The sequence below is a fragment of the Candidatus Thermoplasmatota archaeon genome (assembly GCA_030018475.1).
Taxonomy (GTDB): Archaea; Thermoplasmatota; JASEFT01; order JASEFT01; family JASEFT01; genus JASEFT01.
The window spans coordinates 1-23,914 of record JASEFT010000019.1 but is presented as its reverse complement, the minus strand read 5'-3'; the positions used below and the strand labels follow the sequence as shown (position 1 = coordinate 23,914).

The following is a 23,914-nucleotide window of genomic DNA, read 5'->3' as shown; positions in this document are numbered from 1 at the left end:
CTTTCTTTCTTTTAGAAAAAGAAAGAAACTCTTCAGGGAAAGAAAGAAAAGGGAAGATGGGGAAAAGGGGAGAAAACCGTAGGTTGTCTCCCCTTTGTCTTAGAAAAATGATATACGAATTTGGAGGTAAAGTTCCTAAAATAGGCAAAGGCAGTTATGTAAATGACAGTGCAGAAATTATCGGGAATGTTAGTATAGGTGAAGATTGCTTCGTTGCCCCCGGTGCCAAGCTAAGAGGCGATTACGGCGCTATAAAAATAGGCTCTAAAACAAGTGTGCAAGATAACTGTATTTTGCATGCAAGACCCGAGAGTGAATGCACTGTAGGCAACTATGTAACCTTAGGGCATGGCTGTATATTGCATACATGCCGAATCAAAGACTATGCTGTAATAGGTATGGGCGCTATAATTAGCGATTTTGCGATAGTGGGCGAATGGTGCGCTGTCGGAGAAGGTGCTGTCGTAAAAAGCAATCAAGAAATACCTGACGGCAAAATTGCAGTTGGTATACCTGCTAAAATCATAGGCGACGTTACTGAGGAATATAGGCAGTTGTGGCTAAAATTAAAAAATGAATATGTAGAATTAACAAAAAGATATAATCTGGAGTTGAAAAAGATAAAAAGTAGTGAGATAAACTATGGGAAAACTGCTTTGGAAACCAAGTGAAGAGCTCATAAACCAGGCTAATATGACTAAATTTATTAGTTTTGTCAATGAGAAGTACGGTCTTGAAATCAACTCTTACCATAAACTGCATAAATGGTCAATTGAAAATATACCTGATTTTTGGGCTGCTATGTGGGAATTCGGCAGAATTATCGCTTCACGAAGCTATGAAAAGGTTGTTGATGACTTAACTAAATTCCCAGGTGCAAAATGGTTTACAAAAGCAAGATTGAACTTTGCCGAGAACCTTTTGAGGTACAGGGACGAGAAAGTGGCTTTCATTTTCAGAGGAGAGACCCAGAAGCGTTCTGAAATCAGCTATGCTGAACTCTATAATCAAGTAGCTCGTCTAGCAAAATCGATGCTAAAACATGGCCTGGCGCCTGGAGATAGAGTTGGCGCTTATATGCCAAATTTAATAGAGACTGTCGTTGCTATGCTCGCTACTACTAGTATCGGTGCTATATGGGCTGGCTGTGGCGCTGAGCTTGGTCCTGCTGCAGTACTTGATCGCCTTGGTCAAATTGAGCCGAAACTTTTGTTCGTGGCAGATGGTTATTTCTATAAAGGGAAGAGCTTTGATACTTTAGCTAGCGCTAAAAAAATTGCAAAAGAAATTCATTCGCTAGAAAAAGTTATCGTGGTTCCTTTCGTGCAAGAAAAACTTGACACTAGCGATATTCCTAAAGCAGTACGATATGATGACTTTTTATTGCCTGAAAAACAGCCTAAAATTCAATTTGAGCAATTGCCTTTCGAGCACCCTGTATATATTATGTTCTCTTCAGGAACTACCGGCAAACCAAAATGTATGGTACAAGGAGTTGGTGTGCTTATTAATCACTTGAAAGAGTTAATCCTTCATACAGATCTAAAAAGAGAAGATGTAATTACATACATAACAAGTCCTAGCTGGATGATGTGGCATTGGCTGGTAAGCTCTCTATCCGTTGGAGCTACTGTGGTACTGTATGACGGCAATCCTAATTATCCCGACTGGAGCGCTATGTGGAAATTAGTTCAGGATGAAAAAATAACTATTTTCGGCTGTAGTGCAAGTTATATTAATTATCTAAAAAGCGTTGGATTCGAGCCTCGAAAGCATTTCAATTTGTCATCGCTACGAGAAATATCTCAGACAGGTTCACCGCTCTCAACTGAAGGATTTGAATGGGTCTACAAAGCAATCAAAGAAGATCTACATTTCAATTCTATTTCAGGCGGTACCGATATCAACGGCTGTTTCGCTGCGGGAAGCCCAACATTGCCAGTATACGCAGGCGAACTTCAAGCGCTAGCTTTGGGAATGAAAGTAAAGTGTTACGATGAAAATGGTAGCTCAATACTGGACGCACAAGGGGAGCTTGTTTGCGAAGCGCCTTCACCCTCTATGCCACTCTACTTCTGGAACGATTCAAATAATGAAAAGTATTTAGACGATTATTTCAGGTACTATGATAAGAATGTATGGCGGCACGGCGACTATATAGTAATTCACAGCGACACAGGCGGAATAACATTTTATGGGCGTTCAGATGCAGTTTTAAAGCCCTCCGGAGTTAGAATAGGTACAGCTGAAATATATAACGTGGTAGAAAGATTGCCTGAAATTGCAGATAGTTTAGCGGTAGGGCAGAATTGGAAAGGCGATCAGCGTGTGATTTTGTTCGTTAAACTTGCTCAAGGATATAGTTTAACAGAAGAGCTGAAAGATAAAATAATAAAAACCTTGCGAGAGAATGCTTCTCCTAGGCATGTTCCAGCTTTAATTATGGAAACGCCGGAAATTCCTTACACTTTCAATCAAAAGAAAGTTGAGATTGCAGTCACTAATATATTACATGGCAAGCCTGTTACAAACAGAGATGCTCTAATTAATCCAGAATCACTAGACTATTTTGAGTCTATCCTTCCTAGCCTTCAAGAAAAGTGACTAGCAAAAAATATTTGGTTTATAAAACCTTTATTTGTTTTAAGGCGAGTCGTAAAAAATGCAAAAAGTAGCAATTGTCGGTATAGGCCAGTCGCAAACTAACAGTATAATCTCAGACCTTTCCTATAAAGAATTAATGTTTCAAGCTGCTGTAAGAGCCTATAATGATGCAGGAATTGAAGCTAAGGCTGTGGAAAGCTTCATTTGCTGCTCTGAGGACTTCTTAGAAGGTACAAGTATTGCAGATGAATATGTTCCAGACCAGTTAGGCGGTATGCAGAAGGCGGTATGCACAATTGGCGGTAACGGCTTGCACGGTATAGTCAATGCCTATATGCAAATACGCACAGGGTTGATAGATCTAGCGCTTGTAGAAGCGCACAGCAAAATTTCAGATGTTTTAAGTTTGAATTATATTCTTGAATTCGGCTTCGACCCTCTCTATAATAGACTTGGCGTCAATCCACATTTTCTTGCAGGGTTGGAAATGACCAGATTTTTATACGAGAACAAGCTGAAAAGGGAGCTTTGCGCTGAGGTAGTTGTAAAGAACAAAAAGAACGCGCTTGACAATCCAATCGCATGTTACGGAAGCAATTTAAAGGTAGAAGATGTGCTGAACTCTGAGGTTGTTTCTTACCCTTTGACTAAACTTGATATTTCTCAGCTTGCAGACGCATGCACAGTTGTGATTTTAGCAAGTGCTGCAAAAGTAAGAAACAAGGAAAGAGCTATTTGGATAAAAGGTGTAGGCTGGTGCAACGATGTTTACTCTTTAGAGCTTAGAGAACTTGCAAGAGCTACCTGCGTAGAGAAAGCTGGTGAAATGGCTTACAAACTCAGTAAAACCATGCCCAAGAATATAGATTTAGCAGAAATAGATGATACCTATTCTTATAAAGAGTTACAGCATCTAAAAGCACTGAAATTAAGTGAAAGGACGAATGTGAATATTTCAGGAGGCTCTTTGGGAATGGGTTATACTTTTGAAAACTCAGGTCTTTTAAGACTTGCAGAAGTAGTTTATCAGCTGCGTGGCGAAGCTGGCAAAAGGCAAATAAAGAATGCAGAAACAGGTCTAGCGCAAGCGTGGCGCGGAATACCAACTAATAGTAGCGCAGTAATAATTCTGGAGAGGTGATATAAAACGAGAAAAGTAGCTGTTGTAGGCGCTGGAATGACTAAATTCGTTAGAAGGGCCAAAGAAACTCCTCAAGAATTAGCTTTCTATGCTGCAAGACAAGCGTTAGATTCTTGCGGTCTTGAGCTGAAAGATATTGATTGTGTTGCACACGGCACTGCACCAGACGCTTTCGATGGCGTGCATATGAAAGGAGAATATTTAAGTGAAGGTAGTGGCGGAATTGGTAAGCCTTATACAAGAAGTTCTGTAGGCGGAGGTACAGGGGTATTTGTCGGAATTCATGGCTGGTGGCATGTAGCTAGTGGCTTGTTCGATACCTGCTTGGTAGTAGCGGAAGAGAAAATGTCCTGTTGTCAGCCTCATCCTCAAGCTGCGTTCTTAACAATTTTTGATAATATGTACGAAAGACAATTATATCCAAACTTAATCTGGATCTTCGCACTTGAAATGAATAGGTATATGACTGTGCATAAAATCAAGAAAGAGGATATAGCGCTCGTTTCTGTAAAAAACAAAAAGAATGCACTAGACCATCCTTGTGCACAACTTGGTGCTAAAATTACAGTAGAAGATGTATTGAGCTCAGAAACGCTTGCCTATCCTGTGCAAAGATTAGACATTTCGCCTACTAGCGATGGCGCAGCTGCTTTGGTGCTCTGTAGTGAAGAGAGAGCGCGTAAAATTACAAAAGAGCCTGTTTGGATTGCAGGCGTTGGCTGGAATTTAGATACTGCCTACTGGACTAATCGCGATTTATATTATCCAGAATATGTAGAGAAAGCGGCAAGAATGGCTTATAAAATGGCTCGCATAGAACCTAAGAATATAGATTTTGCAGAGCCTTACGACCCTTTCGATTATAAAGAGCTCCATCATATGGAGGGTCTTTTGCTTTGCAAGAAAGGTGAAGCGCCAAAACTGACGAGAGAAGGTGTAACTCAGCGCGACGGCGATTTACCTACATGCCCTTCAGGCGGCGCTTTAGGAGTAGGAAATCCAATTGCAGCTACAGGCACAATGAAGCTCTGCGAACTTTTCTGGCAACTTCGTGGCGAAGCCGGCAAAAGACAGATTCCAAAAGAGCTGAATTATGGATTAGCGCAAGCCTGGGGCGATCTAATGCAGGTAGGTACTGTTGTGATAATGAAAAGGTGATTAGATGGTAGAATATAAAGGTACTGCAATTAAAGGAGAGGATATAAGAACCAAAGTATTAGCTATCGAATATAAACCTGTTGCAAAATATTGCTGGTCTACAGGTATAGCAATAGGTAGATTTTTGAAAGAGCTGAAAAACGGTAAAATTATAGGCAGAAAATGTAACAAATGCAGTAGAGTTACAACCCCTCCACGTATGTTCTGCGAAAAGTGTTTTAGAGAAAGTGATGAATGGGTCTATTTAAAAGATACAGGTACTGTAAATACATTTGCACTTTCTTATATTGCTTTCGATACAACCAAGTTAGAGAAGCCAGTAATTCCGGCTGTAATCTGGCTAGACGGCGCTGATAATGCAGGCTTTCTGCACATTCTTGGCGAAGCAGAGCCTAAAGATGTAAAAATTGGTATGAGAGTAAAAGCTGTTTGGAAAGAAGCAAATGAAAGGAAAGGCGATATTACAGATATAAAATATTTCAAGCCTTTGGAGTAGCAAAAATGAAGGAGCGAATAACAGAGAGTTTGGGAATTAAAGAAGTAGTAGGCGAAATTCCAGTTTGGTATTTATATACTGTTGGCATAGCAGGTGAAAAATTCTTTCGAGGTTTGAAGCAAGGTAAGCTGATAGGTGTTAGATGTGATAGATGCCATAAGATATATTTGCCGCCTAAAATTTATTGTCTAAATTGTTTTAAAGAGCTAACTGAGAAAGATTATCTAGAAATAGATAACGAAGGCGAAATTTATTCTTTCACTCAGCTTCAAGTTGATTTAGAATGTAATAAATTGGATAAGCCTCAAACTATAGCTTTTGTTAAATTCAAAAACGTTACAGGAGGACTTATTCAAAGAATAGAATCTAAAAAGTTAAAAATCGGTATGAAAGTAAAAGTTAAATTCGATAGAGTCAGCGATGATAATTTGATGAATATCTATTTTGTACCTAAATAGTTCGCCTACCTAAAAGTTGCGATGCAATTATCAATCTTTGAATCTCATTAGTGCCTTCGTAGATTTCTGTTATCTTAGAATCTCTGAAATAGCGCTCAACAGGATAATCTTTTGTATAGCCGTAGCCCCCGTGTATTTGAACTGCTTTTATCGCAGTTCTTACAGCTACTTCGCTTGCAAATAGTTTCGCCATTGAAGCTTCCAAAGTGAATTTTTCATTTCTGTCTTTTGCAAGCGCTGCTTTGTAAACTAGCAATCTTGCAGCTTCTATCTCCGTAGCCATATTAGCGAGCATCCATTGAATAGCTTGAAATTCGCAAATAAATTTACCGAATTGTTTGCGTTGCTTAGAATATTTAAGAGCTTCTTCGAAAGCAGCCTGCGCTATACCCAAAGCTTGCGATGCGATACCAATTCTGCCAGAGTCAAGTGAAGCAAGTGCAATTTTAAAACCCTCGTTTTCTTGACCAATCAAATTTTCTTTTGGTACTTTGCAGTTCTCAAACAATAATTCTGTGATTTCACAGCCTCTTATGCCTAGCTTGCCGATTGTTTTACCAACAGAAAATCCATGAAAGTCTTTTTCTACAATAAATGCAGATATCCCTTTAGCGCCTTTTGTAGCATCTGTCTTTGCAAATACGTTAACAACGCTTGCTTGCGCACCGTTCACAATAAATAGCTTCTTACCGTTAAGCACGTATTCATTACCTTCAAGCTTTGCACTCATTTCTATTGCGCTGGCATCGCTGCCTGCATTAGGTTCAGTTAAGGCGAAAGCACCTAAATATTTTCCAGAAGCTAAATTAGCAAGATATTTACGTTTCTGCTCTCGCGTCCCAAACTTTCTAATTACTTCGCAAGCTAAATGGTGCACTGCTACAATAGCACCTACAGCTGCAGATGCCTTAGAAAGCTCTTCAATTGCAATTGTATAACTTACAGTATCTAATCCTGCACCGCAATCTTCTGAAGGGATTGTTATACCCATCAAACCAAGCTTGCTAAGCTTGTTGATAATTTCAGCTGGATACCTCCTTTCTTTGTCTATTTCCTGCGCTACAGGAGCTATTTCTTTAGCTGCAAAATCTCTTACAGTCTTCTTTATTAATTCTTGCTCCTCGGTTAATTTTAAATCCATAATTTAAAAATTAGGCTCTTCAAAAATAAGCTTTTCTATAACTCTTTCAGAATTTCTCTTGAGATTATCAATCTTTCCACTTCACTAGTACCTTCTCCTATTTCACAGAGCTTTACATCTCTAAAAAATCGCTCTACAGGATAGTCTTCAGTATACCCATAGCCTCCCAAAATCTGAATTGCTTGAGCTGTTATTTTCATCGCTACTTCGCTTGCAAATAGTTTAGCCATTGAAGCTTCTTTTACATATCTTTTACCTATATCTGCAAGATAAGCAGCTCTAAGAGCTAATAATCTTGCAGCTTCTATCTCCGTAGCCATATTAGCAAGCATCCATTGAATAGCTTGAAATTCGCAAATATATTTACCAAACTGCTTACGCTGTTTAGAATATTTTAAAGAAACCTCATAGGCAGCTTGCGCTATACCTACAGCCATTGCAGCAACTCCAACTCTACCACCGTATAGAGTTTCCATTGCGCCTATAAAGCCCATTCCCTCTCCACCAAGTAAATTTTCTTTAGGTACTTTGCAATTCTCTAAAATAACTTCTACAGTTCTGCATGCTCTTAAACCAAGTTTATCCTCTTCTTTACCGTAGCTTAATCCTTCAGTACCTTTTTCTATAATAAATGCGGATATACCCTTAGCGCGTTTGCTCTTATCAGTTACAGCCATTACAACTATAGTGCCTGCAATGTCGCTGTTCGTAATGAATAATTTAGTCCCGTTAATTACCCAATAGTCACCTTCGCGTACTGCAGTTGTCTGTATACTTGCGGCATCGCTACCTGCTAAAGGCTCTGTTAAAGCCCATGCGCCCAAGTACTGACCTTTAGCAAGCGGAACGACATATTTTTTGCGCTGCTCCTCAGTACCTTTATTATAAATATGCCATGTACAAAGCGAGTTATGAGCTTCTAAAGTTAGACCTAAAGAGCCCGAGACTTTAGAAATTTCTTCTATTGCAATGGCATAGCTTATATTATCTAAGCCGAGACCGCCGTATTCTTTTGGAATAGTTATTCCTAGTAAGCCAAGTTTTGCAGCTTTAGTTATTACCTCAGATGGAAATCTGCCGTCTCTATCTATTTCTTGCGCTATAGGAGCAATCTCTTTTTCTGCAAATTCTCTTACTAACGCTTTGAACTTTAGCTGCTCTTCTGTTAGCTCTAGCCTCATATTATAATTAAGTATGGAATAGTAGATAGTAAATTTTGCTGCTATGCAAAAACTTTAGATTTATTAAAGTATATACTAAAACTGAAGAATGCAAACTCTTATACAGAAATACGATTTGCTGGGCTGTGTGCAGTGCGGCAAATGCACAGGCTCATGCCCAATAGCTCTAAAATCAGAATTAAGAATAAGGAGGCTTGTTTACGAAGCAATAATCACAAAAGATTTTCAATTTGATAAAAAAGAGCTTTGGGATTGTACTACCTGCGCTACCTGCGAGTTAAGATGCCCTAAGAAGGCAAAGCCGCTCGACTTCATTTGCGAGCTTAGGAGTAGGGTAATAGAAAAAGGCAGAATACCAACAACTTTACGTAATGCATTAGAGAGTACTTTAAAGCACAAGAACCCTTGGGGAAGAGCCAAAGAGAAAAGAAGTGACTGGTGCTCCGAGCTTGGTATAAAAAGGCTTGATGAAGGTAAGCAGGCAGAACTACTTCTATACGTTGGCTGTACCCCAGCTTACGATCCAAGATGCCAAAATATTGCTAAAGCGCTTGCTAAAATTTTTCAGTCTTTAAAAGTTAATTTCGGAATTTTAGGTAATGAAGAATGCTGCTGCGGCAACGAAATGAAGAAAGCAGGTGAAGAGGGACTTTTCGAGCTACTTGCAGAAGAGAATATATCAGTATTTAAAAAATACAATATCGATGAGATTATCACAATTTCGCCGCACTGCTATAACACATTCAAAAACGACTACCCTAAATTTGGAGCTGAGCTAAATGTAAAGCATTATACTGAGTTTCTTTCAGAACTGCTTGAGAAAGGCAGCTTGAATTTAAAATCAGTTAAAGAAAATAAAGTCATAACTTTTCATGACCCTTGCTATTTAGGCAAAAGGAACAAAACATTTGAAGAACCTCGCAAAATTATTGCCGGTATAAAAAATTTAGAGTTTAGGGAATTTGATCGATGCAAAGAAACATCTTTGTGCTGCGAGGGCGGTGGCGGCAGAATGTGGCTTGAAAGTGAAGTAGGTAAGGAAAGGCTCAGCGAAGTTAGAGTTAAAGATGCAATTGAGCTTGGTGCTGAAATTATTCTCACATCATGTCCTTTCTGTCTACTTACTCTTGAAGACGCAGTTAAAACTACGAATAGCGAAGATAAAATTAAGGTTATGGATTTAGCTGAAATAACTGCTGAGGCATTGAGTTAATTGGTCGTAAGTTTTATATCAGCACATGTTGCAATCATAATAATTGTAATTCGCCTTTTCCAAAAAATATAAGTTTTCTTAGCACAATTTAAAGATCCAGAAAGATGGAAATAATCGTATGTGCTAAGCAAGTTCCTGATACTACTGAGGCTGAGCTTAAAATTAGTGAAGATAAAAAGAGCGTTAAAATAGCAAATCTTCCTCTAGATATAAATGAATGGGATAATTATGCGTTGGAGGAGGCTATTTTAATTAAAGAAAAATTTTCAGGCTTTGTTAGAGTTATTACAATAGGCTCTTCAAATGCAGATACAATGCTGAGAATGTGCTTAGCAAAAGGCGCGGATGAAGCTGTGAGAATAGATACAGTGGAGCAACTTGATGGCTATTTAACTTCATTACTTCTAGCTCAAGCAATAAAGGAGCAGAATTACAAGTTTGATCTAATACTAACTGGGGTGCAATCTTCAGACTACGCACAGGCACAAGTTGGAGGTATGCTTGCAGAGCTCTTAAATGTGCCCCATGCAACGATAGTTACTAAAATTGAGCTTGAAGGAAAGAGTGCGAAAGTAGAAAGAGAGCTTGAGGGCGGTACTAAAGAGTTGCTGATTATAAATTTACCTGCAGTTTTCACTGTACAATCAGGTATAAACGAGCCTAGATACGCTTCTATGCTCGGTATAAAAAGGGCTTCCGCTAAAGAGATAAAATTGCTGAGGCTGGGAGAGCTGAAACCTAAAGTTGTAATTGAAAATTTATTTATTCCTCCTAAACTAAAGAAAGCAGAAATTCTAACAGGAGGTTTAGATGAAGCTACTGCCAAATTAAGTTCTATTATAAAAGAGAAAGGTCTGTTGAGATGAGTGAAATTTTAGTTCTTGCGGAGCATAGAGCTGGCAAATTAAGAGATATAAGTTTAGAGCTTGTCGCTAAAGCCAGCGAGCTTGCAACACAACTAAATGCAAAAGTTACTGCTTTGATACTGGGCTGGAATAATATAGATAGTTTTGCAAAGAGCTTGAGTGAGAATGTAGATGAAGTTTTAGTTGTCAAAGATAAATATTTTGATAATTTCAATTCAGAACTTTGCCAGAGTATTTTAACCAAATTAATTTTAGAGCGCAAGCCGATTTTGACTTTAATAGGGCATACAAGCGTTGGTATAGAGTTAGCGCCCAATTTAGCAATTCAAGCGTCTTTACCTTTAGTTACAGATTGCATAGAGCTGAAGTTTGAGGATAGTAAACTAAAAGCTGTTCGCCAGCTCTACGGTGGTAAAATAAGCGCATCTGTAGCTGTAGAAGGAGAGAGGTTTATTGCTACAGTAAGGTCTGGGGTAACTAAGTTCGAGCCTTTGTCTAAAGCCGGTAAAATTACAGTGCTAAAATTGGATGGTAAAGAGATAGATTATAAAAAGTTTATCAGCTACATAGAGCCTGTTATAACTGGTGTAGATATAACAAAATCAGACGTTATCGTTGCTGTAGGGCGCGGTATAAAGGACAAGGAAAATTTACAATTAGTTGAGAAGCTGGCCTCTTGTCTAGGCGGTGCACTTGCAGGCTCAAGACCTGTAATTGATAAGCAATGGCTTGGCAGCGATAGACAGGTTGGGAGCTCTGGTAAGACTGTGAAGCCAAAACTATATTTTGCAATAGGTATAAGCGGCGCGTTCCAACACGTAATGGGAATGAAAGATTCTGAGACTATAGTAGCAATAAACAAAGACCCTAACGCCCCTATATTCGATATAGCTCATTACGGCATTGTAGGTGATTTGTTTAAAGTAGTGCCTGTACTGACTCAAAAAATAAACGAATTGAAGAGCGCTGTGTGATAAGATGCTGACTGCGACAATGAGTGCGAAGCGCCGTTCAAGCCGAGCGGCGATAGGCCTGTTTACTATAGGGAGTGCTATCAAGAGCACAGGGCGAAGAGATATTAGGGAAAGTTTGTAGAGAGGAGTAGACGGGAAGTTCGTATATACCTAAGTTGGGCGAAATCGCTTAAAAGAATTTAAGAGGTAGATTATTATGGAAGACTTGACCCCGTTTCAGAAATTCAAACAAGGAATTATCGACATTCTGAAAGCTACTCCAGAAAAGACCTCTGTAATACTCCAGAAGATTAAGAATATGTATCCTGAAGAATGTAATGACGGGATACGATGTATCCATAAGAACGTGGATTATAACCGACCAGAATGGGAACATATAGTTCGGAGTGCCCAGCAAGCTTTAAAGAAAAGTGGCATTATAGAATTAAACGCTGAAACCAAAAAATGGGAGTTAAAAGAAGCCGAAAAGATGGAGAAGATTTTGAAATCAGTTAGAGACATTGAGGAGCCACCGGGTATACCTACTGAGACCGAAGAATTGGAGGAATTTGTTGGTGAGCCAATGGACTTAGGATTTATGAGGTGGTCACCCATTACTCACGATGCAGTCATAGCGTTGTTTGTTGGATACAGAAACGAGTTGGGTTTTCCAATAATAGAATGGATTAGGCCGCAATTTCCAGACGCGTGTGTTTTTCAACAAGTGAAGAAGCCCCGTGCCAGCTACGTTAGAAAATATATTGAATTTGAACTTCTATCCAGTCAGTTCAAAGAACACACAATGAATCCTAAACATAAAGGAAGAAAATGTGATTATGTTGTTTGCTGGGAAAACGATTGGGAAGAATGTCCTATCCCAGTGATTGAACTCAGGACAGAGATACCAAAGATACTAACAGCCAAAGATACTGACAGAAGGTTCACTCATAGAATTGAAAATAGATAGCGACTTCGGCTAACAGCAAATAAAAGAGAAATCAAAGATTTCCCCCAAATTGCCTTCGGCAACTTCTTTTCTTCGCGAAACGTTATCCAAAAATTACCTGAAACAAAGGCGGAAGGGTGCGGAAGAGTTTTTAAAACTCATTCCTCACACTGCCTTTCGCTCCTTAAGATTTCACGCGCTCACGCAAACTTTTATTTTTGTAAAGGCGATAACAGCATACATCCTTGAAAAACTGCAGAGTAAATTTTAAGATGAAATTCTTCGCCGAGTTTAAGTTTAGATTAATTCTTCTAACTTTACTTCAATTGGCTTTGGTTTAGCTTCCCAAAAGTGCCTTGAGGTCTTAGGCTGAAATTTTTTGCCTTTTAAGGCAGTCTCAATTATCTCCTCCTTGGTTATAGAAGTTTTTCCTCTTGCAATCGCGTCTTCCCAAACACCAACTGAAATGCCGTCGTCAAAATAATCTACTAAAAAAGCTGGTATGCGTCTGCAGCCTAAAATCTTCAAAGCTTGAAAACGATGGTGGCCGTCGAGTAAAATGTAATAGCGGTCGTCTACAAGCATAGGAATTTTAAGAGTGCCATCTTTCTTTATCTCTTCTGCAAGCGCTTTTGCACGCTCAGGATATGTCTCCTCATGCTCTCGTATTTTATCAATTTCTAGCAGTACAAACTTGTACTTCATATCAAACGCAACTTTTCTTGTATTATAACCTCGTCAGAATTCTAGCACCGCTTTTTTCGACTACCACTACATCTTCAATTCTAACACCGAACTTTTTAGGGATATAAAGGCCTGGCTCGAGCGTGAAAACATTGCCTTGAAAGATTTTGTTTTTATTTGTGCAAGACACTTTTGGCGCTTCGTGAACCTCAAGTCCAATACCATGCCCTGCAGAATGAACAAAATATCTATCGTAATTATGCTCTTTGAAAAAATTTCTAATACTCAGATCTATATCTCTAAACCTGACTCCTGGCTTTGTCATTTTTATTGCCCTTAGTTGCGCCTCCCTCACAAGCTCGTACACCTTGAGCAATTCTTTTGGGGGATTGCCAACAAAAACAGTTCTCGTAATATCAGAGCAATAACCTTTGTACATAGCGCCGAAATCGCAAACTACAGATTCGTTGCACTTTATTTTTTTATTGGTAGGATGATGATGAGAGTAGCATGAGTGCTTTCCACTTGCTATTATTGTTGGGAATGAATTCGCTTGAGCTCCTAAACTTCTAACGTAGTAATCGAGCTCGTTCGCTATTTGTAGCTCTGTTCTACCATCTTCTACAAAATCTTCTAGTTTTTTACACGCCCTTGACGCAAGCCTGCATGCTTTCTTTATATTCTCTAACTCTTGCACATCTTTCTTCTCCCTAAGCTTGCTAATAAAATTATCTGTTTTTGTCCTTACTCCTTTAACTGCCATTTTTGTATCTACTAATGCATTAGATATCTTCCTTTCCGCTAACACTTTCTTCAGCACTTCTTCTGCTTTTTTACCATCTGCTTTTATTCCTGGGTGGTCTGCAAAAGAAAATAATTCTTTAACTGAGCTTTGATCTCTAGCTCTGAGCTCTTCTAAAGATGCTGCTATACCTATTGGCGAATCTTTCTCAGTAATGACTAAATAGCTAACAACTGGATAAGGCAAATGTGAGCAGCATAAATATCTAATATTACCTTCGTTTTTGATTATAAAAGCTTGGCTGCCTTGCTCCTCAAGCCTTTCTTGGATTCGCGCTAGCCTTTTTTCGTACACCGATTTTTCAATAGCTCTTTCAGTGAATATTAATTTTTTCATTAGTTAAAATTAAATTGCTATACTGCTATTTGTTTAAATATGGTACTGAGAATTTACAATACTCTAACAGAAGAAAAGGAAATTTTCTCGCCTCTGCATGGTAATAGAGTGAAATTATTTGTCTGCGGACCTACTGTCTACGATTACTCGCATTTAGGGCATGCAAGGACTTATATTGTTTTCGATACTGTTGCAAGATACCTTAGAGCCAGAGGCTACTCTGTGTTCTTTATTATGAATATTACTGATATTGATGATAAAATTATAGCGCGTGCGAGCGAGCTCAATATAGAAGCAAAGGAGCTTGCAGAGAAATTCACTAACTATTTTTACGAAGATATGGAGGCGCTGAGTATCAATTCAATCAATCTTTATCCTAAAGCAACTGATTACATTCCTGAGATTATAGAGCAGATAAAAACTCTAATTGAAAAAGGCTACGCTTACCAAAGCAATGGTAATGTATATTTTGAAGTTAAAAAGTTTGAAGAGTTTGGCAAGTTATCTAAGCAGAGCATAGATCAGCTAAGAGCGGGCGCAAGAGTGGAAGTAGATGAAAGGAAAAAAAATTATGAAGATTTTGTATTATGGAAAGAGCAAAAGCCTAAAGAGCCTTTTTGGGATTCGCCCTTTGGTAAAGGCAGACCAGGCTGGCATATAGAAGATACAGCAATAACTTTAACTCATTTTGGAGCGCAGTACGATTTGCACGGAGGTGGAATTGATTTGATATTTCCTCATCATGACTGTGAGATAGCTCAAGCAGAATGTGCTACAGGCAAAAAGCCTTTCGTCAAATACTGGCTGCATACAGGAATGCTGACTATAAATCGAGAGAAAATGTCAAAATCGCTTGGCAATTTTTTCACTATTCGCGAAGTTCTTGAGCATTATAGTAGCGATGTTGTGCGCTTCTTCTTGCTTAACGCGCATTACAGAAGCCCTTTGGATTACAGCGACAAGAATTTGGATGAGGCGAAAGAGAGCTTGACAAGAATAAAGAATGTGATTGAAGAGTTGAAATTAAAAGTTAAATATGCAAACGAAGGCAAAGTTGACAAGAATGTTGCTGAAATTATTAATAAAGCACATGATAATTTTTTCAATGCAATGGATGACGATTTCAATACAAGAGAGGCAATAGCAACAGTATTCGAGTTCACAAAAGAAGTGAACGCTCTTTTAGATAAAAAGCTAACTAAAAATTCGATTCTTAAAATTCTTAATGTTTATAAAGAGTTTGGCGATATTTTAGGAATATTTAAAGAAGAGCGAAAAGCTGTAGAAGTTGAGAATTTAGTGGAGCTGCTTGTAAAACTGAGAGAAGAAGCAAGAGCGCGCAAGGATTGGCAAACTTCAGATAAAATAAGGGAAGAGCTTTCTAAACTGGGAATTGTTATTGAGGATACTGCTGAAGGCACAAAAGTGAAGTTTTTAGAGTGATTAATATTAGCAGTACAAAAAAGACTTAAATGCAAAATTTTAACAGGAGATGTTCACTTCTCCAAATTTGATAGCGTATTACTTTTGAAGTCTTTACCATAAAATATTTATAATCTACCGAAACATACAGTTCCAAAAGAGGTTATAGATAGGTTGGGGTTAAAAAACAAATCCAATCTCAGACGGCTTGTTCTAAAAGACGGCTCTATAATAGTGGTTAAGGCAGGCATTAAAAATGATTATCTTTTTGCTAATTGTTTTGGTAGGATTTGCTGTCCAGTACATTGACGGAGCGCTGGGGATGGGCTACGGCGCTAGTTCTTCATCTCTACTTATAGCCGCCGGTCTAATGCCTGCTCTTGTCTCTGCTTCTGTACATACTGCAGAAATTTTTGCTACCCTTGCATCTGGTATTTCGCATTTGCGATTTGGAAATATAAACAAAAAAATAGTTTTGCCTCTGATTTGTACAGGTGTAATTGGCGGAGTTTTTGGAGCTTATTTTCTAGCAAATATGCCTGGCAAACTTATGAGACCAATCATAGCAATCATACTTTTAGTAATGGGCGCAAGAATATTCGTAAAATATATTCTGAAAAAACATATAATCTTAGGCAAAGGCGAACTCGCCAAAAGTTTTCTACTGCCTTTGGGCTTTCTTGGAGGTGCAATCGATGCTATTGGCGGTGGTGGATGGGGACCTTTATGCACTTCTACGTTAGTCTCAGCAAATAAATCAGAGCCTAGATATGTGATTGGTTCTGTAAATTTAGCTGAGTTTTTTGTAACTATTGCTATAACTCTTACCTTTGGTCTCGTTATTGGATTTGAGAATTTTCTTTGGGCTATTACAATTCCTTTGATAATAGGAGGCGTTATTGCAGCACCAATAGCAGCTTATACATGCAAAAGAGTTTCACCGAGAATTCTCGGAATATTAGTAGGAGCAATTCTTATTGCGCTTAATGCAAGAACGTTAATAATGACGATATAATTTGTAGAATGGTGCAACATAAAATATTTATTCCCGCAATAGTTTAACAAATAAAATATGCTGAAAAAAATGTGCTCTAACTATCAACGAAAGTTCACGAACAATTTATCACATCAGCTCACAAACCAAACAGTACAAATACTGACTAAATTAAAAAATATAACTATAACATTGCGTTGCAGTGCCTGCAAATAGCAGGCTTCAGAAGAAATCCTCTAACTTAGCGCCCTTCTTCTTGCGCTCTTCTTCAAATAGCGTTTTCTGCTTTATGCCCGAGAGCAAAGAATTTTCATCCCAGCCGAATACTTCAGTTATTCTAGCTAGTGATTGTGCTATTCTCTGCGCATAATACTCGTAATCTGGCTTGTGCTTGAACTCTCTTCCATCAATATAAGGCTCTACTCTTTGCGGTGAGGCTTTTCCATTCGTTACTATCCAAGACACTTTCATTCCAGGTACAAATTCATAGCCAAGCTCTTTTAGCTTTCTGGAAGCCTGCACTCCTGCTTGAGACTCAGGCGCTTTGTAGTCCTCTTCCCCTCTCACTGTTTTAGAAATTGCAAGTTTCTCAACTTCAACTTCGCCACCAACAACTTTACTAATAATTTCGCGTGCGTATTGAGTTGCGCTTTCTGGGTCGCATTTTAGTATCTCGTCAAAAACTTTAGCCAAAGCCTCTGTTTGCAAATCAAATGCGTCTGTTCTCCTAACTTCATAGCCTCTAACTAAGAGCTCTTCTTTAGGCCATACAACTTTGCCAACATACCTTTTCTTTTTGCCGTGGCTGAAGAAAGGCTCTAACACTTTTTCAGATTCAAGAATAATGCCACCTTTAGAGAAGCGCTCTGCAGTTTTCTCACCGAATTTTACAGTCTCTTCTAAGCTATCATAAGGCGATTGGAAAAATATACTGTCAGTATCTGCATAGATCACGTTTACTCCTTCACTTTCAAGAGTTTTTATTATTTTTTTGATACTCTCGCGTGCAAATGCAGTAATGCTACCGCCAATTGCAGGGTTTGTAAAACGATAGAATGAAGAGGCAAACACCCCGTAAAATGCGTTCATAAGAGTTTTAACTGCAAGCTCAAGACCTTGATAGTATCTAATTTGCTCGCTATCTTTACTTCCTTTTAGTTTTTTCTTTATCTCAGCGCGCTCTTTGAGTAATCGTTCCAAAATGCCAGGTAGTAATCCTTCTTTTTCTTCCTTACTTAAGAACCTCACATTTGTAGGACTGACTATACCACCTTTAGGATTTAGAGTTGTAAAGCAAATATTATTGGCAATAATAATGCTGGGGTACATGCTCCTAAAATCTGCCAAGCACACCCAGTGATACAGCCCTGGTTGAATGCTGTGGACATAACCTCCAATTATACCTTCTCGTTCTTCTCCATGCTTCATACATGGCACACCAACTTTATGTCTATCAGCCTCTCTTATCAAAATAGAATCTATAAGAAGAGATGTTCTTCCTGCAAGCGCGTCTTCGACGGGTAGCTTTGAAACAGTAGCCAAATCCATTGCTTTCTCTAAACTTCCTATTTTTTCTAAAATTCCAAGCGCTAATTCTGCATCATTCATACAGTAATCAATAACTTTTTCTCTGTTCCTTTTCCATTCCTCATCTATTTTGGTAGGGTCGATACCAAGCTTTTCTTTGTTAAGTACCAGCTTCGCTATATGAGCTAAAGTCTCTTTTTTAGGGTGAAGCTCGCGCTTGGCTGCAAGCCATACATCTACCAGCAAACGGCCGTGCGCTCTCCATGCCCTGCCTCTTGTACTCCTTAGCGCCGTGCCATCCCTTGCAATTAATAGCGCTATACCATAAGCATTGGCTCTCTCTTCAAGTACTGGAAAATCGTAGCCCTCTATGTTATACCCTGTAATAACGTCAGGATCTTCGACCTTTACAAGCTCAATAAATTTTTTAATAATCTCTTCTTCTTTACCTACAATTTTAGCTCTAGTAACCTTATCACCTGCTCTAACTGCGCAGCAAATCACATAGAGCTCGCCAGTCTTTATAGAATTCTCTAAATCGAAACTCAATATTTTCAGAGCTGGTTTAAAGTCAGGTATATTCTCAAATTTTTGTGCCTTAACTACAAGCTCAGTAGTATATTTTTTCTTTACCTCCTCGCTTTCATCCTCGCAGTGCACTCTTACGCAGGAAGCTAAGTCGAAATCGTAGATGAAGCGATGGGTGAAAGGTATATCTGCAGCTAATACATTGAAATGTTTTCTAAATTTATTTCTGTACTCAGGCACCTGCCAAGGAGCTTTAATTGATATTTTACCGCATTCTTTAGAAGAGCCTTCATAAAATAGTTCTTCCTTCTCGAGCTTCAAAACATTTTCATCGCTTTTGAGCTCTTGGAGCACCTCCTCGCTAGGCTCTACAGCGAAAAAATAGGGTTTAAATCCGTAGTAGCGTGCTACAATTGACTTGTTTTCTCTAGTTCTGCCGTATAGCTCAATAATTGCTTCTTCATTACTTTTTTCGTAAGAGCTTGCAAGAATGCACATTTCATAATTCATAATATTAAAATATTCTGCTCTTTCATAAACTTTCCCTTGGCGCACGAAATTTTTAAGAAACATTAGTTCTCAAAATTTAATTTGAGGAAACAGTTTTGGACCCAGTGCCCCTAGAATTGTTTTGATGTTATTGGCAACGAGTTTGTTTATAGCTGGCAAATCTTTGCCCGTGACTTTATATATTTATAACCCCGTCTATCTTTTTTTTTCAAATTATTGCCTATCTGCCTTTCTTTGCCAGGCATTGTTATTACCATCAATTTGACTTAAACTCAGCAGATAGATTCAACTAAAAAGCTAGTCAAGAAGAACTTCGCCGCTGAGTTTACTTAAACTCAGCAGATAGATTCAACTAAAAAGCTAGTCAAGAAGAACTTCGTCGCTGAGTTTACTTTTGCTATTTAGCAAAAAATCATAAACTTGAAAATCTATTTGTAATCATGGCAAAACTGTTAAGATTCGGCGTTTCACTAGAGTAAGAACTGCTTAAAAAATTCGATCGTATTATTAACAAAAAGGGTTATGCAAGTGGATCCGAGGCTATAAGGGATTTGATAAGAAGCGAGGATGTTAAAGAAGCTCTGGAGAATGATGATGCGCAAATAATAGGAACTATAACCCTTCTTTACAGTCATGCTACGAGCAATGTTATGAATAAACTTCTGAGCGTAGAGCATGAGCACAACAAAAACATAATTTCAACAACTCATGTGCATTTAGATGAGCGCAACTGTCTTGAAGTTATAGTTTTAGATGGCAAGGTAAAAGAACTTCGCAGTTTAGCAGATGAACTAATAAGTATTAAAGGAGTGAAGCATGGTAAGTTAGTACTTACTAAAAAATCATTCTAAATCTTCTCTTGTAAGTACCTCTATACCAAAAGGCAATTTTGTGAGATTGCCAATTCTTACGCCAATTACCGTTTTTACAGAGCTTCCTGAAAGAGTATCTACAAGTCTTTGAGTCACTACACCATCAAGTACAATGGCGCTAGCGCTTTGAGGAACTGCTTTTACACCGTCAGGCAAATCCCTTACAAGCATCTCTGAAATAATATTTCCTTGGCTGTCAACCAGTTGCGCTTTCGATGTGTTTGCAAGTTTCGCTAAAAGCTCTCTGTATTTTAGCTGTATTGGCGAGAGCACCTTTGGTACAGGCTCTTTTTTTGGTTTTAAAATTGTAAAAAATCTTTTTCGCTCCTCAGTCCTCGCTTCTGCAACCTCCTTTACCTCTTCTTTAGGCACACGCTCTATTTTCAAGCCGTAAGTTTCTATAAATTGGTCTGTAGGCATTTTATTGCGCAAACATTTAATTATCTGTTTTTGAGTTTGCTCTTCTACCTCAGTATCTTTAGGTGCAGTTGTTATAAAATCGACTTCGCAAGTTTGCAATAATTCTTTGAGCAAAAGCTCGCCGCCTCTATCGCCGTCAACAAATACTGTAACTATTTTCTCTTTGCTTAAATCTTGAATCGTTTTAGGTACATTTGTACCCTCAACTGCAATTGCATTTTTTATACCTGCCCTCAAAAGGTTTAATACATCAGCTCTTCCCTCAACTACAATAACAGAATCTGCTCTCTCAACATCTGGCCCCGAGGGGCATTTATCTATACCGTATGTTGTAATTTCTTCTATCTGTACAGCTTCACGTATAGTCTCTGTTAGACCAGCTCCGCCTTTACGAGCATCTTCAAGTAGGCTACTTAAAAGCGATTTCGCCCTCTCAACAATTTTATTTCTTTTCGATATTCTTACATCTTCTATTTTAACAACGTCTATTTTCGCTTTGCAAGGGCCGACTCTTTCTATAGTTTCTAAAGAGGCTGCTAAAATTGCAGTCTCAACCTGATCTAAGCTTGACGGTATTTGTATCTCACCTTCAGAACGGCCTTTTCTAGAATCTATATCTACTTCGATTCTACCCACTCTAGCGCTTTTCTGCAAATCCCTTAAATCGAGCTCATCGCCTAGTAAGCCCTCAGTTTGACCGAATATAGCGCCTATAACATCAGGCTTTTCTATAACACCTTCTGCTGAGATTCTTGCCCTTATTAAATATTTTGTTGTGCTTGGATCAATATGCATTTTTCAATCACCTTTTCCTACAGAAAAAAAACTCTCCTTCAAAAAGCTTATTCTTTTCGCCTTTCCCGAATGAGTAATTAGAATGAAAGCGATAAGCGTGATTGAATGAGATTTTTTTTCCTTATTTTCTAATGTTTCAGCCCCCTATTAAATTTTTCTATTACTATACGCAAGCTATTTTAGATTGAAAAACAATTGTAGAAGTTAATAGTTAATATGACTGATTACACTAAAGCTCCGTATGCAAAGACAGAAAAGCCCGAGAATCCTAAGTTGATAACAATACCTTGTAGGGCGCGCAAGCCTATTATTGAATTGGAATATCCAGAATTTCAGTGTTTATGCCCAGTTTCAGAAAGGCATGACCAAGGTATTGTCAAAATAAAATACAAGCCAGCTAAGAAAATATTAGAAAGCAAATCCATTAGAGATTATCTTGCAGCGTGGCGCAATAAGCGCACTTGGCAGGAGTATGCTACTGAAGAGGTAGCAGACCAGCTTTACAAAGCATGTAAGCCGGAATGGCTTGTTGTAGAAATTGCTTGGGCTGCTAGAGGCGGTATTTTAGCAAAAACTATTTCTGAAAGAGGCACTGTGCCCAAATAAAATAAAAATGCAAGAATTTAAAATTTACATAAAACATGCAGCGGAGCTCGCAAGAGTCACAGAAGCTTTAGCGCGGAAAATTAATTCAGTTTATATTTTGGGTAAGAAAGGCAACATAACAGAAGTAGCTCTTGTTTTAGATAATCTAGAAGAAGCAATAAAGGTTTTAGGTCTGTAAAATGAGCGCGTTCGAGCTAGCTTGTGAGGATAATAAAACAAGCGCAAGAATTGGATTACTAAAAACTCAGCATGGTACAATTGAAACGCCTTGCTTTTTACCGGTTGCTACAAAAGGCTCAGTTAAAACTCTTACTAAAGAAGAGCTTGAAGAAATTGATGTACAAGCAATAATTGCAAACGCACTCCATTTATGGCTTAGCGAGAATGAAATCATAGCAGAAGTTGGCATTCATAAATTTATCAACTGGTCTCGAATTATATTTACAGACTCTGGCGGCTATCAATTAATTAGGAAATTAAAATTAAAAGTTAGCTCTAAAGGGTTGAGAATCGGAGACAGAGAATTTACGCCTGAGAAATGCATTAAATTCCAAAGCCAGCTAGGCTCTGATGTAGCGTTAGCGCTTGACTACTGCCCCCATTACACAGATAATTACGAAATAATAAAAGCAAGCGTTGTTAGAACTTTGGAATGGGCAGAACGCTGTAAAAAAGCCCATCACAACAACGAGCAGTTAATTTTCGGTATAACTCAGGGAGGCATATTTCAAGAGCTTAGAAATTACAGTATTAATAAATTGGCAGAGTTAAATTTCGACGGCTATGCAATTGGAGGTCTGAGCATAGGAGAGCCCAAAGAAGAAATGTATAAAGTTGTAGATTACAGTACAAAATTACTTCCTAAAGATAAGCCTCGCTATCTTATGGGTGTAGGCTCTGCTAGAGAAATAGTTGAATGTATTGCTATGGGTATTGATTTTTTCGATTCTGCCTTCCCTACAAGGAATGCGAGGCATCGCACAGTAATGACTCACAATGAAAATTATGATATTGACAAAGCTATTTTTGCAAACGATCTAAATGCTCTTGAGGAGAATTGCAAATGCTATACATGCCAGAATTACTCAAGAGCTTATCTAAGGCATTTATTTAAAGAGCAAGAATTGCTAGCTATGCGATTGCTGTCAATTCATAATCTTTATTTTGTAGTGAGGCTCGTAGCGCAAGCGAGGGAAGCTATTAAAGAAAACGAGTTTGATAGCTTCAGAAAAGAGTTCTTAAATACTAATTCCCAGATACAAATTTATCGTTGATTATATAAAATCTAAGTTTCTTTGGCAAGTCTTCTTTTAAACCTATTCTGTAAGGGCTACCAATTTTGAGTTTCTCATTATTTCCTTCAGCTACAAATAATTCATAGTTTTTGCAAATGCTTAAGCCTGTAAATGAGTTCGTCACCCTAAAAGCGCATGTAAGCTTTCCTGGGCCAGAAGTTAATTTCTCAATTTCTTTCATATTTCTATTCCTCATCATTGTCTCAATACCTTTTAAAGGCTCCAAAGCCCTTATTAAAATTCCGGAACTACCGAAATTTGTTTTACCAGTAACTTAAGTTGGCACTACAGCGAGCAGGAGCAGGCGCTCTGCATACACTCGGAGCGGTAGGACGAAACTATCAAAATTGATCTTAACAAGCTTAATAACTTAGCGATAGACTTAATCAAGTTCAAGCTCCAGGGCGGCAAGAATGTAGCGCAGATAACACGCGTTACAGGTTTTTTTGGCAACATTGCGTCTTGGAATGCAGGAAAAAGAGGCGAACTAAAAGAGAGATTCAGAATCGCTGATGGATTTTCCACCACACCTGACAATGATGATGAAAAAATCAAGGTCAAAAAGAGCTGAGCACAGCGATGAAGCTTGATGACTCTACTAAAATAAAATTCCTGCAAAGCAGGAGGGGGTGATAAGAATGGCATATAAGCAAAATCTACCTGAACATGTGCGAGTAGGCGGAATAGATGTCACTATCTGGGAAAACGACGGCGGTACAAGAGGCAGTTTCAAGAATGTCACGATACAGCGATCATACAAAGACAAGAACGGTAAGTGGCAGAAGACAGGCTCGCTAAAAGTCAACGACATACCAAAAGCAATACTTGCGTTACAAATAGCCTACGAGAGATTAGTTATGAAGGAGTAGAGCCCTCCTCTACTCTGGACTTTTTTTTCTTTTTTTCATTTTTACAGTAGCAGGTGCTGCATTTTTGTTTTTTCATATTTAGTTCGGTGAAAAAACA

23 protein-coding genes and 1 pseudogene are annotated in these 23,914 nt (G+C 38.4%); 17 read left to right on the top strand and 7 right to left on the bottom strand.

Going from position 1 to position 23,914, the window contains the following annotated elements:
- The 6 genes and pseudogenes from QMD21_03840 to QMD21_03815 form a co-directional block, all read left to right on the top strand.
- A partial coding sequence (locus QMD21_03840; GenBank protein ID MDI6855899.1) for a gamma carbonic anhydrase family protein occupies positions 1-671 on the top strand: 671 nt, incomplete at its 5' end.
- Entirely contained in the window at positions 643-2,604 is a 1,962-nt protein-coding gene (locus tag QMD21_03835) for an acetoacetate--CoA ligase (GenBank protein ID MDI6855898.1), read from the top strand. The genes QMD21_03840 and QMD21_03835, both read left to right, overlap by 29 nt.
- A 58-nt stretch (positions 2,605-2,662) precedes the next feature.
- On the top strand, positions 2,663-3,745 hold the full coding sequence (locus QMD21_03830) for an acetyl-CoA acetyltransferase (protein ID MDI6855897.1): 1,083 nt from the start codon (positions 2,663-2,665) through the stop codon (positions 3,743-3,745).
- Between the two features lie 12 nt (positions 3,746-3,757).
- Positions 3,758-4,903 (top strand): annotated as a pseudogene (locus QMD21_03825) (thiolase domain-containing protein).
- A gap of 4 nt (positions 4,904-4,907) precedes the next feature.
- Complete coding sequence (locus QMD21_03820; GenBank protein ID MDI6855896.1) at positions 4,908-5,399, top strand: Zn-ribbon domain-containing OB-fold protein; 492 nt, start codon at positions 4,908-4,910, stop codon at positions 5,397-5,399.
- 5 nt (positions 5,400-5,404) lie between these two features.
- Entirely contained in the window at positions 5,405-5,857 is a 453-nt protein-coding gene (locus tag QMD21_03815; protein ID MDI6855895.1) for a Zn-ribbon domain-containing OB-fold protein, read from the top strand.
- Here the strand turns inward: QMD21_03815 and QMD21_03810 are convergent.
- Both QMD21_03810 and QMD21_03805 read right to left on the bottom strand, forming a co-directional pair.
- Positions 5,850-6,998, bottom strand: a complete 1,149-nt coding sequence (locus QMD21_03810; protein ID MDI6855894.1) for an acyl-CoA dehydrogenase — start codon at positions 6,996-6,998, stop codon at positions 5,850-5,852. The genes QMD21_03815 and QMD21_03810 overlap by 8 nt on opposite strands.
- 35 nt (positions 6,999-7,033) lie before the next feature.
- On the bottom strand, positions 7,034-8,179 hold the full coding sequence (locus QMD21_03805) for an acyl-CoA dehydrogenase family protein (GenBank protein ID MDI6855893.1): 1,146 nt from the start codon (positions 8,177-8,179) through the stop codon (positions 7,034-7,036).
- Positions 8,180-8,267: 88 nt separating this feature from the next.
- Between QMD21_03805 and QMD21_03800 the strand changes: the two genes are divergently transcribed.
- The 4 genes from QMD21_03800 (at position 8,268) to QMD21_03785 (ending at position 12,178) form a co-directional block, all read left to right on the top strand.
- Complete coding sequence (locus QMD21_03800) at positions 8,268-9,392, top strand: (Fe-S)-binding protein (GenBank protein ID MDI6855892.1); 1,125 nt, start codon at positions 8,268-8,270, stop codon at positions 9,390-9,392.
- Positions 9,393-9,496: 104 nt separating this feature from the next.
- The gene (locus tag QMD21_03795) at positions 9,497-10,258 is read left to right on the top strand and encodes an electron transfer flavoprotein subunit beta/FixA family protein (GenBank protein MDI6855891.1); all 762 of its coding nucleotides are present in this window, start codon (positions 9,497-9,499) and stop codon (positions 10,256-10,258) included.
- The gene (locus tag QMD21_03790; protein ID MDI6855890.1) at positions 10,255-11,232 is read left to right on the top strand and encodes an electron transfer flavoprotein subunit alpha/FixB family protein; all 978 of its coding nucleotides are present in this window, start codon (positions 10,255-10,257) and stop codon (positions 11,230-11,232) included. Before QMD21_03795 ends, QMD21_03790 begins: the two co-directional genes overlap by 4 nt.
- 196 nt (positions 11,233-11,428) lie before the next feature.
- The gene (locus tag QMD21_03785) at positions 11,429-12,178 is read left to right on the top strand and encodes a hypothetical protein (protein ID MDI6855889.1); all 750 of its coding nucleotides are present in this window, start codon (positions 11,429-11,431) and stop codon (positions 12,176-12,178) included.
- A gap of 276 nt (positions 12,179-12,454) precedes the next feature.
- Here the strand turns inward: QMD21_03785 and QMD21_03780 are convergent, their stop codons facing one another.
- Together QMD21_03780 and QMD21_03775 are read right to left on the bottom strand one after the other, a co-directional pair.
- Entirely contained in the window at positions 12,455-12,862 is a 408-nt protein-coding gene (locus tag QMD21_03780; GenBank protein ID MDI6855888.1) for a ParB N-terminal domain-containing protein, read from the bottom strand.
- A gap of 22 nt (positions 12,863-12,884) precedes the next feature.
- On the bottom strand, positions 12,885-13,979 hold the full coding sequence (locus QMD21_03775) for an aminopeptidase P family protein (protein MDI6855887.1): 1,095 nt from the start codon (positions 13,977-13,979) through the stop codon (positions 12,885-12,887).
- Positions 13,980-14,018: 39 nt separating this feature from the next.
- Here QMD21_03775 and cysS point away from each other — a divergent pair, with 39 nt between their 5' ends.
- Positions 14,019-15,422, top strand: a complete 1,404-nt coding sequence (cysS, locus tag QMD21_03770; protein ID MDI6855886.1) for a cysteine--tRNA ligase — start codon at positions 14,019-14,021, stop codon at positions 15,420-15,422.
- 235 nt (positions 15,423-15,657) lie between these two features.
- Positions 15,658-16,416, top strand: a complete 759-nt coding sequence (locus tag QMD21_03765; GenBank protein ID MDI6855885.1) for a sulfite exporter TauE/SafE family protein — start codon at positions 15,658-15,660, stop codon at positions 16,414-16,416.
- A gap of 201 nt (positions 16,417-16,617) precedes the next feature.
- On the opposite strand, the gene QMD21_03760 is transcribed toward QMD21_03765, so the two are convergent.
- Positions 16,618-19,005: a DNA polymerase domain-containing protein gene (locus tag QMD21_03760; protein ID MDI6855884.1), complete on the bottom strand. Its 2,388-nt coding sequence runs from the start codon at positions 19,003-19,005 to the stop codon at positions 16,618-16,620.
- Between the two features lie 437 nt (positions 19,006-19,442).
- Here QMD21_03760 and nikR point away from each other — a divergent pair, with 437 nt between their 5' ends.
- On the top strand, positions 19,443-19,811 hold the full coding sequence (nikR, locus tag QMD21_03755; GenBank protein MDI6855883.1) for a nickel-responsive transcriptional regulator NikR: 369 nt from the start codon (positions 19,443-19,445) through the stop codon (positions 19,809-19,811).
- On the opposite strand, the gene dnaG is transcribed toward nikR, so the two are convergent.
- Complete coding sequence (gene dnaG / locus QMD21_03750; protein MDI6855882.1) at positions 19,803-21,047, bottom strand: DNA primase DnaG; 1,245 nt, start codon at positions 21,045-21,047, stop codon at positions 19,803-19,805. The genes nikR and dnaG overlap by 9 nt on opposite strands.
- Before the next feature lie 216 nt (positions 21,048-21,263).
- Between dnaG and QMD21_03745 the strand changes: the two genes are divergently transcribed.
- The 3 genes from QMD21_03745 to tgt are packed head-to-tail and all read left to right on the top strand — an operon-like array spanning position 21,264 to position 22,927.
- The gene (locus tag QMD21_03745; protein MDI6855881.1) at positions 21,264-21,653 is read left to right on the top strand and encodes an NADPH-dependent 7-cyano-7-deazaguanine reductase QueF; all 390 of its coding nucleotides are present in this window, start codon (positions 21,264-21,266) and stop codon (positions 21,651-21,653) included.
- 7 nt (positions 21,654-21,660) lie between these two features.
- Complete coding sequence (locus tag QMD21_03740) at positions 21,661-21,831, top strand: hypothetical protein (GenBank protein ID MDI6855880.1); 171 nt, start codon at positions 21,661-21,663, stop codon at positions 21,829-21,831.
- 1 nt (position 21,832) lies between these two features.
- The gene (gene tgt, locus QMD21_03735; GenBank protein MDI6855879.1) at positions 21,833-22,927 is read left to right on the top strand and encodes a tRNA guanosine(34) transglycosylase Tgt; all 1,095 of its coding nucleotides are present in this window, start codon (positions 21,833-21,835) and stop codon (positions 22,925-22,927) included.
- On the opposite strand, the gene QMD21_03730 is transcribed toward tgt, so the two are convergent.
- Positions 22,899-23,174, bottom strand: coding sequence for a DNA-3-methyladenine glycosylase (locus tag QMD21_03730; GenBank protein ID MDI6855878.1), 276 nt, complete (start codon positions 23,172-23,174; stop codon positions 22,899-22,901). The genes tgt and QMD21_03730 overlap by 29 nt on opposite strands.
- Before the next feature lie 412 nt (positions 23,175-23,586).
- Here QMD21_03730 and QMD21_03725 point away from each other — a divergent pair, with 412 nt between their 5' ends.
- Positions 23,587-23,817 (top strand): hypothetical protein, encoded by a 231-nt coding sequence (locus QMD21_03725; GenBank protein ID MDI6855877.1) that lies wholly within the window; start codon positions 23,587-23,589, stop codon positions 23,815-23,817.
- Positions 23,818-23,914 lie beyond the last annotated feature (97 nt).

Bases quoted from the DNA above. Each gene is read 5' to 3' on its own strand.
- QMD21_03835 (MDI6855898.1), top strand. From the start codon at position 643: ATGGGAAAACTGCTTTGGAAACCAAGTGAAGAGCTCATAAACCAGGCT.
- QMD21_03785 (MDI6855889.1), top strand. From the start codon at position 11,429: ATGGAAGACTTGACCCCGTTTCAGAAATTCAAACAAGGAATTATCGAC.
- QMD21_03805 (MDI6855893.1), bottom strand. From the start codon at position 8,179: ATGAGGCTAGAGCTAACAGAAGAGCAGCTAAAGTTCAAAGCGTTAGTA.
- QMD21_03800 (MDI6855892.1), top strand. From the start codon at position 8,268: ATGCAAACTCTTATACAGAAATACGATTTGCTGGGCTGTGTGCAGTGC.
- QMD21_03775 (MDI6855887.1), bottom strand. From the start codon at position 13,979: ATGAAAAAATTAATATTCACTGAAAGAGCTATTGAAAAATCGGTGTAC.
- QMD21_03725 (MDI6855877.1), top strand. From the start codon at position 23,587: ATGGCATATAAGCAAAATCTACCTGAACATGTGCGAGTAGGCGGAATA.
- QMD21_03745 (MDI6855881.1), top strand. From the start codon at position 21,264: ATGACTGATTACACTAAAGCTCCGTATGCAAAGACAGAAAAGCCCGAG.
- QMD21_03815 (MDI6855895.1), top strand. From the start codon at position 5,405: ATGAAGGAGCGAATAACAGAGAGTTTGGGAATTAAAGAAGTAGTAGGC.
- QMD21_03795 (MDI6855891.1), top strand. From the start codon at position 9,497: ATGGAAATAATCGTATGTGCTAAGCAAGTTCCTGATACTACTGAGGCT.
- QMD21_03790 (MDI6855890.1), top strand. From the start codon at position 10,255: ATGAGTGAAATTTTAGTTCTTGCGGAGCATAGAGCTGGCAAATTAAGA.
- tgt (MDI6855879.1), top strand. From the start codon at position 21,833: ATGAGCGCGTTCGAGCTAGCTTGTGAGGATAATAAAACAAGCGCAAGA.
- dnaG (MDI6855882.1), bottom strand. From the start codon at position 21,047: ATGCATATTGATCCAAGCACAACAAAATATTTAATAAGGGCAAGAATC.
- QMD21_03810 (MDI6855894.1), bottom strand. From the start codon at position 6,998: ATGGATTTAAAATTAACCGAGGAGCAAGAATTAATAAAGAAGACTGTA.
- QMD21_03820 (MDI6855896.1), top strand. From the start codon at position 4,908: ATGGTAGAATATAAAGGTACTGCAATTAAAGGAGAGGATATAAGAACC.
- cysS (MDI6855886.1), top strand. From the start codon at position 14,019: ATGGTACTGAGAATTTACAATACTCTAACAGAAGAAAAGGAAATTTTC.
- QMD21_03830 (MDI6855897.1), top strand. From the start codon at position 2,663: ATGCAAAAAGTAGCAATTGTCGGTATAGGCCAGTCGCAAACTAACAGT.
- QMD21_03765 (MDI6855885.1), top strand. From the start codon at position 15,658: ATGATTATCTTTTTGCTAATTGTTTTGGTAGGATTTGCTGTCCAGTAC.
- QMD21_03780 (MDI6855888.1), bottom strand. From the start codon at position 12,862: ATGAAGTACAAGTTTGTACTGCTAGAAATTGATAAAATACGAGAGCAT.
- QMD21_03740 (MDI6855880.1), top strand. From the start codon at position 21,661: ATGCAAGAATTTAAAATTTACATAAAACATGCAGCGGAGCTCGCAAGA.